Raw genomic sequence first — 11249 nt, 5'->3', positions numbered from 1 at the left:
CGTCCAGCCGCTGAGAGCGGTCCGCACGACACGACGGATCTGGGACAATGGCTGACCATGAGCGACTTCCCGACCTCCCCGGCGCACGACGCGCCCGCGCAGACCCCCGCAGCGACCCCGACCACCGGCGCGGTAGCCGGCGACGTCGTGCGCGCGGTGGTCCGGGAGGTACCGGACAAGGTCTCGTTGGACGGCCTGGAGGCCCGCTTCGACGAGCGCTGGACCGCCGAGGGCACCTTCGCGTTCGACCGGTCGAAGACCCGCGACGAGGTGTACTCCATCGACACCCCGCCGCCCACGGTGTCCGGCTCCCTGCACGTGGGTCACGTCTTCAGCTACACCCACACCGACGTCGTCGCGCGCTACCAGCGCATGCAGGGCAAGGAGGTGTTCTACCCGATGGGGTGGGACGACAACGGCCTGCCCACCGAGCGTCGCGTCCAGAACTACTTCGGCGTGCGCTGCGACCCGTCCCTGCCGTACGTCGAGGGCTTCGTGCCGCCGCACCAGGGCACCGACGGCAAGAACGTCAAGCCCGGCGACCAGGTGCCCGTGAGCCGCCGCAACTTCATCGAGCTGTGCGAGCAGCTCACCGCCGACGACGAGCGCCAGTTCGAGGAGCTGTGGCGCAAGCTCGGCCTGTCCGTCGACTGGTCGCAGACCTACCAGACGATCGACGCGACCTCGCGCGCCGCCTCCCAGCGCGCGTTCCTGCGCAACCTGGAGCGCGGCGAGGCCTACCAGGCCGAGGCCCCCGGCCTGTGGGACGTCACCTTCCAGACGGCCGTCGCCCAGGCCGAGCTCGAGGCGCGGGAGTACCCCGGTCACTACCACCGGGTCGCGTTCCACCGCCCCGACGGCACCCCGGTCCACATCGAGACGACCCGCCCCGAGCTGCTGCCCGCCGTCGTCGCTCTCATCGCGCACCCCGACGACGAGAGGTACCAGGACCTGTTCGGCACCACGGTGACCTCGCCGCTGTTCGGCGTCGAGATCCCCGTCCTCGCGCACCCCGCCGCCGCCATGGACAAGGGCGCCGGCATCGCGATGTGCTGCACGTTCGGCGACCTCACCGACGTCCAGTGGTGGCGCGAGCTCCAGCTCCCCACCCGCTCCGTGGTGCAGCGCGACGGCCGCCTCACCCGCGAGACCCCCGAGTGGATCGCCGCGGGCCCCGGCGCCGGGCTGTACGCCGATCAGCTCGCGGGCAAGACCTCGTTCTCCGCGCGCACCGCCGTCGTCGACGCGCTGCGCGCCTCCGGCGACCTGGACGGCGAGCCGAAGCCCACCCAGCGCATGACGAACTTCTACGAGAAGGGCGACAAGCCCCTCGAGATCGTCACCTCGCGGCAGTGGTACATCCGCAACGGCGGCCGCGCCTGGGACCAGCGTGACCTCAAGGACGAGCTGCTCGGCCGCGGCAAGGAGCTCGACTTCCACCCCGACTTCATGCGGGTGCGCTACGACAACTGGGTCGGCGGCCTCAACGGCGACTGGCTGATCTCCCGCCAGCGCTTCTTCGGTGTGGCCGTCCCCGTCTGGTACGGCGTCGACGAGCACGGCGACGTCGACCACGACCGCGTCATCCTTCCGACCGAGGCCGAGCTGCCCGTCGACCCGACGTCGCAGGCCCCCACGGGCTACGACGAGTCCCAGCGCGGCGTGCCCGGCGGCTTCGTCGGCGACGCCGACGTCATGGACACCTGGGCGACGTCGTCGCTGTCCCCGCTCATCGTGTCCGGCTGGGAGCGCGACGCCGACCTGTTCGACCGCGTCTATCCGATGGACCTGCGCCCCCAGGGCCAGGACATCATCCGCACCTGGCTGTTCTCCTCCGTGGTCCGCTCGCACCTGGAGTGCGGCGTCCTGCCCTGGAAGAACGCCGCCATCTCCGGCTGGATCCTCGACCCGGACCGCAAGAAGATGTCCAAGTCGAAGGGCAACGTCGTCACGCCGATGGACCTGCTCGTCGAGCACGGCTCCGACGCGGTGCGCTACTGGGCCGCCGCGGCGCGCCTCGGCACCGACGCGGCCTTCGAGGTCGGGCAGATGAAGATCGGCCGCCGCCTGGCGATCAAGGTCCTCAACGCCTCGAAGTTCGCCCTCACGTTCGGCGTCGACGCCGAGACCGGTGCCGGGGAGATCGTCCTCGACCCGGCCGCCGTGACCGTCGAGCTCGACCGGGCGATGCTCGCGGGGCTCGCGGACGTCGTGGAGCAGGCCACCGCCGCGTTCGACGCGTACGACCACACGCGGGCGCTGGAGGTCACCGAGTCGTTCTTCTGGACCTTCTGCGACGACTACCTCGAGCTGGTCAAGGACCGGGCCTACGGTGCCGGCGCCGCCGCGGGCGAGGTCACCGCCGAGACCGTGTCGGCGCGCACCGCGCTCGCCCTCGCGCTCGACGTCATGCTGCGTCTGCTGGCGCCGTTCATCCCGTTCGCCACCGAGGAGGTCTGGTCCTGGTGGCGCGCCGGGTCGGTGCACCGCGCCGAGTGGCCGGTCGCTGAGCCGCTGCGGTCCGCCGCGGCGGGCGCGAACCCGACCGACCTCGCCGCCGCGGGCCACGCGCTCGCCGCGCTGCGCAAGCTCAAGTCGGCCGCCAAGGTCTCCATGAAGACGCCCATCCTCTCGGGCACCGTCGCGGCCCCCGCCGCGCTCCTGCCGGGCGTCCGCTCCGCGCTGGACGACGTCCGCGGCGCCGGGCGCGTCGAGGGTCCGCTCGATCTGGTCGAGGCCGCCGAGGGTCAGGGCGACCCGGACGTCCAGGGCGGCATCGTCGTCGTCGAGCACGTGCTCGGCGAGCCGCCGTTGAAGCAGCCGCGCGCCTGACACGCGGCACCGCGAGTCAGCGCAGGCTCTCGCGAGTCAGCGCAGGTCGGCGTGAGTCAGCGCGACGAAGGGCCCCGCTCGGGAACGAGCGGGGCCCTTCGCACGTCACGACGACGGTCGCTACAGGTTGTGCAGGCGACGGCCGTCACCGCTCATCGACACGGCGGACTCGTGCGGTGTCCCGCCGTCGGACCACCGCAGGGTGGCGCCGACGCCGTCCATGAGCTCCACCGACCCCGGCGGGGCGAAGGTGAGCCCGGCGTCCTGCGCGACGGCGGCCCGCATGAGGGCGGACGCCGCCGGCAGCTCCTGGAGCCCCTCGGAGACACCCTGGCCCGTCAGCTCGGCCCGGGCCACGGCGATGTGCATCGGCTCGGGACCGATCCAGAGGTTGCGGCCGTCCAGCAGGCCCCCGAAGCCCGGGTTGTCCGCGTCACCCGCGGCCCAGCGCCGCAGAGCGACCGCCGCGGCGTCGGCGAGCTCCTCCGACAGCACGAGGTGCTTCACCTGGCCCCGGGCGAGGACCTGCACGACGTCGTCGATGCTCGTCACCGCGCCGTCGGCACGGCCGAGGCCCTGCCGCAGCTCGGCCAGCACCAGCTCGCGGCGCCGCTCCCGGAACGAGTCGAGCGCGTCGGCGAGGGCCTCCGCGAAGGCGGCCTGCCGGATGCCCGGCCCGCGCCCACCGCCGGAGACCTCCACGGTCAACCGCCCGGCACCCTGCCCCAGCGCGGCCTTGACGAGGTGCACGGCGCGCACGTCGCCGCTGATCAGCACGGTCTCCGGCCGCTCCTCGGCGACCCGGCGGTCGATCTCCGCGGCGACCGCCTCGGCGTTGCGCCGCCACGAGTCCTCGGCGCGTGACTCGATCGTGGCCCGCTTGACCGTCGTGCTGCTCGACTTCGACACCTCGTCGTGCGGTGCCTCGAAGCTCTCCACGGGGCCGGTGGCGTAGCCGTCGGCGCCGACGCGGCAGAAGTCCGCACCCTGCCGGTCGACCGTCACGCAGACGGCGTCGACGTTCTCGTCCGCCGAGCGGGCGGCCTGCAGCAGGGAGGGCACCTCGTGCCAGAGGCCGACGGTCACCGCCGGCGGCTCCTTGAGGACCCGGTCGACCAGGACCCCCGTCGAGTCGGCGATGAGGACACGGCCGTGCGTGCCCGCCACGCGTGTCGGGACGGCGACGACGTCGTCCAGGTCGGTGAGCACCGTCGCCGGTGCTCCTTGCTTCTCCAGGGCGCGGCGCACGGCGCGCCACCGGTTCGCGACGTCCTTGTCGCCTGCCTCGACCGAACGCGTCGCGTCGAGGTAGACCGTCGCGAAAGGTCCGGGGTGTCCGACGAGCGGCTTGAGCCATCGGGTGGTCATGCAGAGGATCCCCCTTCCGGGTCCGTCGGCTGTGGCCCCCAGCGTGCGACGGATCGTGGCCGCACGCCACCGCGCGCCCCCACAGTCGTCCGAGCGGTGCACGACCTCGACGGAATCCTCACGACCGGCGTGAGACGTCGTCGGCGCAGGTCAACGCGCTGACTCGCGCAGACGTGCGCCGACTCGCGGGGCTCTGCGCTGACTCGGCGCGAACTGCGCTGACTCGCGGATTCCTGCGCTGACTCGCGCAGACGTGCGCTGACTCGCGGGATCCCCGCGGTCACTCACCTCTTCAAGAATAGGTGTCCAGGGTGGGGGCCTCGCCGGCGCGACGACCGGCGGCGTGCTCGGCGGCGATGCGCTCGTGGTGGCGGATCACCTCGGAGACGATGAAGTTGCGGAACTGCTCCGCGAACTCCGGGTCCAGCCCGGCGCCGGACGCGATGGCCTTGAGGCGCTCGATCTGCTGGCGGTCGCGCGTGGGGTCGGCCGGCGGCATCCCGCTGGTCGCCTTGAGCTCGCCCACGCGCTGCGTGGCGCGGAACCGCTCGGCGAGGAGATGGACGAGCGCGGCGTCGATGTTGTCGATCGTGCCGCGCAGGTCGAGGATCTCGGACGGCATCGGCCGCCCGTCGGCGGGCACGGGCGACTCGTCGAAAGCTTCTGCCATGTCCCCGATCCTACGGCCCGACGACGTCGCGACGCGGCCCACCCCACGGGGTGGGACGGACGTCTCAGCCCCCCCGGGGTCACGCCCGGAGGCCACGGCGTGTCAGGCGGACTTGCGGTTGCGCACCGGTCCCGAGGTCCGCGGGACGATCGTCGGGTTGACGTTCTCCTCGACGACCTCGCGCGTCACGACGACGCGCTCCACGTCGTCGCGGCTCGGCACGTCGAACATGACCTGCTGGAGGACCTCCTCCATGATGGCCCGCAGCCCGCGCGCACCGGTCCCCCGCAGCAGCGCCTGTTCGGCGATCGCGTCGATCGCGTCGTCCTCGAAGGCGAGCTCGACACCGTCGATCTCGAACATCCGCTGGTACTGCTTGACCAGGGCGTTGCGGGGCTCGGTGAGGATGCGCACCAGGGCCTCGCGGTCGAGCGGCGACACCGCGGCGATGACGGGGAGGCGCCCGATGAACTCGGGGATGAGGCCGTACTTGTGCAGGTCCTCGGGCCGGACCTCGGCGAACAGGTCCTCGTCGCCGGTGGACTCCATGGGGGCGGAGAACCCGATGCCGCGCTTGCGGGAGCGGGCCGCGATGATGTCGTCCAGGCCGGCGAACGCGCCGGCGACGATGAACAGCACGTTCGTCGTGTCGATCTGGATGAACTCCTGGTGCGGGTGCTTGCGCCCGCCCTGCGGCGGCACCGACGCGCTGGTGCCCTCGATGATCTTCAGCAGGGCCTGCTGCACGCCCTCGCCGGACACGTCGCGCGTGATCGACGGGTTCTCCGCCTTGCGGGCCACCTTGTCGACCTCGTCGATGTAGATGATGCCCGTCTCGGCCTTCTTGACGTCGTAGTCGGCGGCCTGGATGAGCTTGAGGAGGATGTTCTCGACGTCCTCGCCGACGTACCCCGCCTCGGTGAGGGCCGTGGCGTCCGCGATGGCGAACGGGACGTTGAGCATCTTGGCGAGCGTCTGCGCGAGGTACGTCTTGCCGGTGCCGGTGGGACCGACGAGCAGGATGTTCGACTTGGCGATCTCGACGCCGTCGTCCTCCTTCGTCGCCGCCGGGGCCTGCACCCGCTTGTAGTGGTTGTACACGGCCACGGCGAGCGCGCGCTTCGCCCCGTCCTGGCCGATGACGTACTGCTCGAGGAACGCGAAGATCTCCCGCGGCTTGGGCAGCTCGGTCAGCCCCAGCTCCGTGGCCTCGCCGAGCTCCTCCTCGATGATCTCGTTGCAGAGCTCGATGCACTCGTCGCAGATGTACACGGCCGGACCGGCGATGAGCTTCTTGACCTGCTTCTGAGACTTCCCGCAGAACGAGCACTTGAGCAGGTCTGCACCGTCACCGATTCGAGCCACCACGGGCCTCCCTTGTCTCGAGCGCTTCCGCGTCCATTCCACACCACCGGGCCCCACTTGTCAGCAGAGTTCTCCCGGTGTGGCGCGACCCGGGTGCCGCGACCTGCGCGGCGACCCGGGTCGCGTCGTCGTTCATCGACCGGCTCAGCGGGCCAGGTGCGCCGGCTTGCGGGACTCCAGGACCTGGTCGACCAGGCCGTAGTCCTTCGCCTGCGCGGCGGTGAGGATCTTGTCGCGCTCGATGTCCTCGCGCACCTGCTCCTCGTCGCGGCCCGTGTGGTGGGCGAGCGTGTGCTCGAGCCACTCACGCATCCGGATCAGCTCGTTGGCGTGGATCTCGATGTCGGACGCCTGCGCGTAGCCGCCACCCTCCATCGCCGGCTGGTGGATGAGGACACGGGCGTTCGGCAGGGCCAGACGCTTGCCCGGCTGGCCGGCGGCCAGCAGCACGGCGGCGGCCGACGCGGCCTGGCCGAGGCAGACGGTCTGGATCTGCGGCTTGATGAACTGCATCGTGTCGTACAGCGCGGTCATCGCGGTGAACGAGCCGCCCGGCGAGTTGATGTAGATCATGATGTCGCGGTCCGGGTCCTGGGACTCCAGGACCAGGAGCTGGGCCATGATGTCGTCGGCCGACGCGTCGTCGACCTGGACGCCCATGAAGATGATGCGGTCCTCGAACAGCTTGGTGTACGGGTCCTGACGCTTGAACCCGTACGCCGTACGCTCCTCGAACTGCGGCAGGACGTAGCGTGACGTCGGTGCGCCGCCCGGGAGCGCGACGCCCCCGGGGCGGCCGGCGGCACCGGCCAGCCGCTGCGCCGTCATGGCGAACTGGTACTCGCTGGAGTAGCTCATGGTTCTCCTCGGATGAAGTCTGAAGGGTGGCGTCGGGGGCGTCAGTCGGCGTTCGTGCCGCCGCCGCCGGCGACCGCCGAGGCGTTGGTCACGACGTGGTCGATGAACCCGTACTCCAGCGCCTCGGGAGCGGTGAACCAGGAGTCGCGGTCGTTGTCCTTGAGGATCTTCTCCAGCGGCTGGCCGGTCTGCTCGGCGGTCAGCTCCGACAGCACCTGCTTCATGTGCATGATGAGCTGCGCGTTGATGCGGACGTCGGTGGCGGTGCCGCCGATGCCGCCGGACGGCTGGTGCATCATGACGCGGGCGTGGGGCGTGGCGTAGCGCTTGCCCTTCGCGCCGGAGGAGAGCAGGAACTGCCCCATCGAGGCGGCCATGCCCATGGCGACCGTGGCGACGTCCGGCTGGATGTACTGCATGGTGTCGTAGATCGCCATGCCGGCCGTGATCGAGCCGCCCGGGGAGTTGATGTAGAGGTAGATGTCCTTGGTGGGGTCCTCGGCCGCGAGGAGCATCATCTGGGCGCAGATGGCGTTCGCGTTGTCGTCGCGCACCTCCGAGCCGAGCCAGATGATGCGCTCCTTGAGGAGTCGGTTGTAGATCGAGTCGTTGAGGCCGAGGCCCTGGGCCTCGCCCCGAGCCACAGGTGCGGCCACGTCCGTCCGCAGCATGTTCACGTCCGTCTCCTTCGGTTCGCTGTCGCTCGACCCTAACGTGCGCCCCTGCCCCGAAGAGTCCCGGAACGCTCCGGTTTCGCTGCGGGCGCACACCGGCCCCGGAACGGGGTCCCGCGGGTCGGTGCGCGCCCCCGACGGCGGGACGACGACGGCCCGCGTCCTCCGGGCGGAGGACGCGGGCCGTCGGGGCGTGCGGGGTGGCGTCAGGCCTTGGGGGCCTCGTCGGCCGAGTCGGCGGACTCCGGCGAGGAGTCGGCGGACTCCGCGGACTCCTCGACCTCGGCCTCGGCGGCCTGGGCGGCGTCGTCCTCCTCGGAGCCGATGAACTCCGACAGGTCGACGACGTTGCCCTCGCCGTCCTTGACGACGACGTCGCGCAGCGCGACGGCGAGCGACTTGGAGCGCGCGACCTCGCCGACCATGGCCGGGATCTGGCCGGACTGGTCGAGGGAGGAGATGAACTGCTGCGGCTCCATGCCGTACTGGCGCGAGGCCTGGACCAGGTACTCGATGAGCTCGCCCTGGCCGACCTTGACCTCGAGCTTCTCGGCGAGGGTGTCGAGCAGGATCTGGTTCGTGATCGCCTTGGTGGCGTCCACGGTGACCTCGGCGCGGTGCTCGTCGTCCTCCAGGCGACCCTCGGACTCGAGGTGACGGTGCACCTCGGCCTCGACGACGCCGGCCGGGACGGGGATCTCGACGGCCTCGAGGAGCTTCTCCAGCAGCGCGTCGCGGGCGGCGACGGCCTGGTTGGAGGTCTTGGCCGAGGCGACCTGCTCGCGCAGGTCGGCCTTGAGCTCGTCGAGCGTGTCGAACTCGGACGCCATCTGCGCGAAGTCGTCGTCCGCCTCGGGCAGCTCGCGCTCCTTGACGGAGGTCGCGGTGACGGTCACCGAGGACTCCTCGCCCTGGTGCTCGCCACCGGCGAGCTCGGTCGAGAAGGTGGTGGTCTCGCCGGCCGACAGACCGGTGAGGGCCTCGTCCAGGCCGTCCAGCATGTTGCCGGAGCCGATCTGGTAGGAGACGCCGGAGACCGAGTCGATCTCCTCGTCGCCGATGACGGCCTTCAGGTCGATGACGACGTAGTCGCCCTCGACGGCGGGGCGGTCGACGCCCACGAGGGTGCCGAAGCGCTCGCGCAGGGAGTCGAGTCGCTCGGCGACGTCGTCGTCGGAGACCTCGGTGGACTCGACGGTCAGCTCGAGACCGGACAGCTCGGGGAGCTCGATCTCGGGGCGGACCTCGACCTCGGCGGTGAAGGCCAGCTGGCCCTCGCCGGCCTTGGCGGGGATCTCGGTGACCTCGACCTCGGGCTGGCCCAGGGGGCGCAGCGACTCGGTGGTGACGGCCTCGCGGTAGAAGCCGGACAGGCCCTCGTTCACGGCGTGCTCGACGACGGCACCCCAACCGACGCGCTGGTCGATGATGCGCGGCGGGACCTTGCCCTTGCGGAAGCCGGGGATGTTCACCTGCTCCGCGATGTGCTGGTAGGCGTGGTCGATGCTCGGCTTGAGCTCGTCGTACTCCACCTCGACGGTCAGCTTGACCTTGGTGGGCTCCAGGGTCTCGACGGCGCTCTTCACTTCGATGTACTCCAACGTGTCGGGTGCGTGCGCGCGCGTCGTCCCGGCGGACCGGGGAGATGGTTGCGGCGCGTGATGCGGGCATGCGGCTCGCACGGGCAGGCGTACGGGCAACCCGTCGATTGTACGCCACCGGCCCGTGGCGCCGACAGGCGGGGGGCGGTGGGATGCACCACTGCCGACGACGGCGTACCGGGCCGCCGGGTCGCGGCGCGGGTCACTCCCGGGCGCGGGGCCGTACCCGGGTGTGCGCCCGCTGCCCCTGCTCGCCGAACAGGCTGAGCAGCTCCACCGCCCCGCCGTCCGCCGGGCCGAACCAGTGCGGCACCCGGGTGTCGAACTCGGCGGCCTCGCCCGGCCCCATGACGACGTCGTGGTGGCCGAGCACCAGCCGCAGGCGACCGGTCAGGACGTACAGCCACTCGTAGCCGTCGTGGGTGCGCGGGTCGGGGGCGGGGCGCGACCCGGCCTCGAGGACGAGCTTGTACGCGCCGATCTCGGTGGCGCCGGAGGTCAGCGCGATGCTCGTCATGCCGTCGGTGGTGACCGGTCGCAGGTGGACGCGCGGGTCGCCCGTGGTGGGGGCGTCGACGAGGTCGTCGAGCGTCACGCCGTAGGCCCGGGCCAGCGGCAGGAGCAGCTCCAGGGTGGGGCGCCGGGAGCCGGACTCCAGCCGGGACAGGGTGCTGACCGAGATGCCGGTCCGCCCCGCGACCTGCGCCAGGGTGAGCCCGGCGCCGGAGCGCAGGGTCCGCAGCCGGACGCCGACCGTCCCGAGCGCGGCGGCGAGGTCGTCCCCGGCGGCCGGACCGGGCGGGGCGGCCCGGTCGGCGCGGGGGGTACCAGGTCCGTCGTGGTCGTGGTCGTGGCGCACTCCCCCATCTTGCCAGAACGGCAACGCCTGTTGCCGTCTGGTGGTGTCCGGCGGCAGTCTCGACGCATGACAGCGACCCTGGACCCCCGCCACGACGTCGTCGTGATCGGCGGCGGAGCCGCCGGCCTCTCCGGCGCCCTCACCCTGGCCCGCGCCCGCTGGCGCACCCTCGTCGTCGACGCCGGCGAGCCCCGCAACGCCCCCGCGGGCGCCGTGCACGGCCTGCTCGGCCGCGAGGGCGTCTCCCCCGCGGACCTCCTCGCCACCGGCCGCCGCGAGGTGCAGGCCGTCGGCGGCGAGATCGTGGCCGGGCGCGTCGTCGGGGCCGTCCGCGACGACGACCCGACCCACCCGTTCCACCTCACCCTGGCCGACGGCCGCACGACGCGGGCCCGCCGCCTGCTGGTGGCGACGGGGCTCGTCGACGAGCTGCCCGCCGTCCCGGGCCTCGCGGAGCGCTGGGGGCGTGACGTGCTGCACTGCCCGTTCTGCCACGGCTACGAGGTGCGGGACCGCCGCGTCGGCGTGCTGGCGACCGGGCCGCACGCCGTCCGCCAGGCGCTGCTGTTCCGGCAGTGGACCGCGCACGTGACGCTCCTCGCGCACACGGCCGGCGACGTCGCCCCCGACGACGCCGCGCGGCTCGCCCACCGCGGGGTCGCCGTCGTGCCAGGCACCGTGGCGCGGCTCGACGTCGTCGACGACGCCCTGCACGCGGCGGTGCTCGACGACGGCACGTCGGTGCCGCTGGACGCCGTCGTCGTCGCGACCACGTCCCGGGTCCGCACGGCCGGGCTGGAGGGCCTGGGACTGGAGGTCGCGCCGCACCCGTCGGGCGCGGGCGAGCACCTGGTGGCCGACCCGCACGGCGCCACGACGGTCCCCGGCGTCCGGGTGGCGGGGAACGCGACGAACCTCGCGGCACAGGTCGGTCAGGCGGCCGCCGAGGGCGCCTGGGCGGCCGCGCAGCTCACCATGGAGCTGATCGAGGAGGACTCGACGGTGCCCGCGGACGCGTGACC

Annotated in this window: 9 protein-coding genes; 2 read left to right on the top strand and 7 right to left on the bottom strand. The window is 72.3% G+C overall.

From position 1 onward, the window contains the following. Window positions 1–57: 57 nt before the first annotated feature. Window positions 58–2832 carry a valine--tRNA ligase gene (valS, locus tag ATJ88_RS06805; protein WP_098463167.1) on the top strand — a complete coding sequence of 925 codons (2775 nt, stop codon included), beginning with the start codon at window positions 58–60 and terminating at the stop codon, window positions 2830–2832. A gap of 120 nt (window positions 2833–2952) precedes the next feature. Here the strand turns inward: valS and ATJ88_RS06800 are convergent, their stop codons facing one another. From ATJ88_RS06800 to ATJ88_RS06770, 7 genes are all read right to left on the bottom strand, one after another. Next, a complete protein-coding gene (locus ATJ88_RS06800) occupies window positions 2953–4200 on the bottom strand; it encodes a baeRF2 domain-containing protein (protein WP_098463166.1) in 1248 nt (415 codons plus the stop codon). A gap of 292 nt (window positions 4201–4492) precedes the next feature. Further along, a complete protein-coding gene (locus ATJ88_RS06795; protein WP_098463165.1) occupies window positions 4493–4870 on the bottom strand; it encodes a chorismate mutase in 378 nt (125 codons plus the stop codon). A 102-nt stretch (window positions 4871–4972) separates the two neighbouring features. Beyond that, on the bottom strand, window positions 4973–6235 hold the full coding sequence (gene clpX / locus ATJ88_RS06790; protein ID WP_098465177.1) for an ATP-dependent Clp protease ATP-binding subunit ClpX: 1263 nt from the start codon (window positions 6233–6235) through the stop codon (window positions 4973–4975). 144 nt (window positions 6236–6379) lie between these two features. Then, a complete protein-coding gene (locus tag ATJ88_RS06785; RefSeq protein WP_098463164.1) occupies window positions 6380–7093 on the bottom strand; it encodes an ATP-dependent Clp protease proteolytic subunit in 714 nt (237 codons plus the stop codon). A 41-nt stretch (window positions 7094–7134) separates the two neighbouring features. Next, on the bottom strand, window positions 7135–7764 hold the full coding sequence (locus ATJ88_RS06780; protein ID WP_098465176.1) for an ATP-dependent Clp protease proteolytic subunit: 630 nt from the start codon (window positions 7762–7764) through the stop codon (window positions 7135–7137). A gap of 209 nt (window positions 7765–7973) precedes the next feature. Next, window positions 7974–9353 carry a trigger factor gene (tig, locus tag ATJ88_RS06775; RefSeq protein WP_098463163.1) on the bottom strand — a complete coding sequence of 460 codons (1380 nt, stop codon included), beginning with the start codon at window positions 9351–9353 and terminating at the stop codon, window positions 7974–7976. A 217-nt stretch (window positions 9354–9570) separates the two neighbouring features. Next, window positions 9571–10110, bottom strand: a complete 540-nt coding sequence (locus tag ATJ88_RS06770; RefSeq protein WP_245852611.1) for a helix-turn-helix domain-containing protein — start codon at window positions 10108–10110, stop codon at window positions 9571–9573. A gap of 183 nt (window positions 10111–10293) precedes the next feature. Between ATJ88_RS06770 and ATJ88_RS06765 the strand changes: the two genes are divergently transcribed. Next, window positions 10294–11247: an NAD(P)/FAD-dependent oxidoreductase gene (locus ATJ88_RS06765; RefSeq protein ID WP_098463161.1), complete on the top strand. Its 954-nt coding sequence runs from the start codon at window positions 10294–10296 to the stop codon at window positions 11245–11247. Window positions 11248–11249 lie beyond the last annotated feature (2 nt).

Source organism: Isoptericola jiangsuensis (genome assembly GCF_002563715.1).
Taxonomy (GTDB): Bacteria; Actinomycetota; Actinomycetes; order Actinomycetales; family Cellulomonadaceae; genus Isoptericola; species Isoptericola jiangsuensis.
This window is presented reverse-complemented; position numbering and strand designations above follow the sequence as displayed.

Bases quoted from the DNA above. Each gene is read 5' to 3' on its own strand.
- valS (WP_098463167.1), top strand. From the start codon at position 58: ATGAGCGACTTCCCGACCTCCCCGGCGCACGACGCGCCCGCGCAGACC.
- ATJ88_RS06800 (WP_098463166.1), bottom strand. From the start codon at position 4,200: ATGACCACCCGATGGCTCAAGCCGCTCGTCGGACACCCCGGACCTTTC.
- ATJ88_RS06795 (WP_098463165.1), bottom strand. From the start codon at position 4,870: ATGGCAGAAGCTTTCGACGAGTCGCCCGTGCCCGCCGACGGGCGGCCG.
- ATJ88_RS06785 (WP_098463164.1), bottom strand. From the start codon at position 7,093: ATGAGCTACTCCAGCGAGTACCAGTTCGCCATGACGGCGCAGCGGCTG.
- ATJ88_RS06780 (WP_098465176.1), bottom strand. From the start codon at position 7,764: ATGCTGCGGACGGACGTGGCCGCACCTGTGGCTCGGGGCGAGGCCCAG.
- ATJ88_RS06765 (WP_098463161.1), top strand. From the start codon at position 10,294: ATGACAGCGACCCTGGACCCCCGCCACGACGTCGTCGTGATCGGCGGC.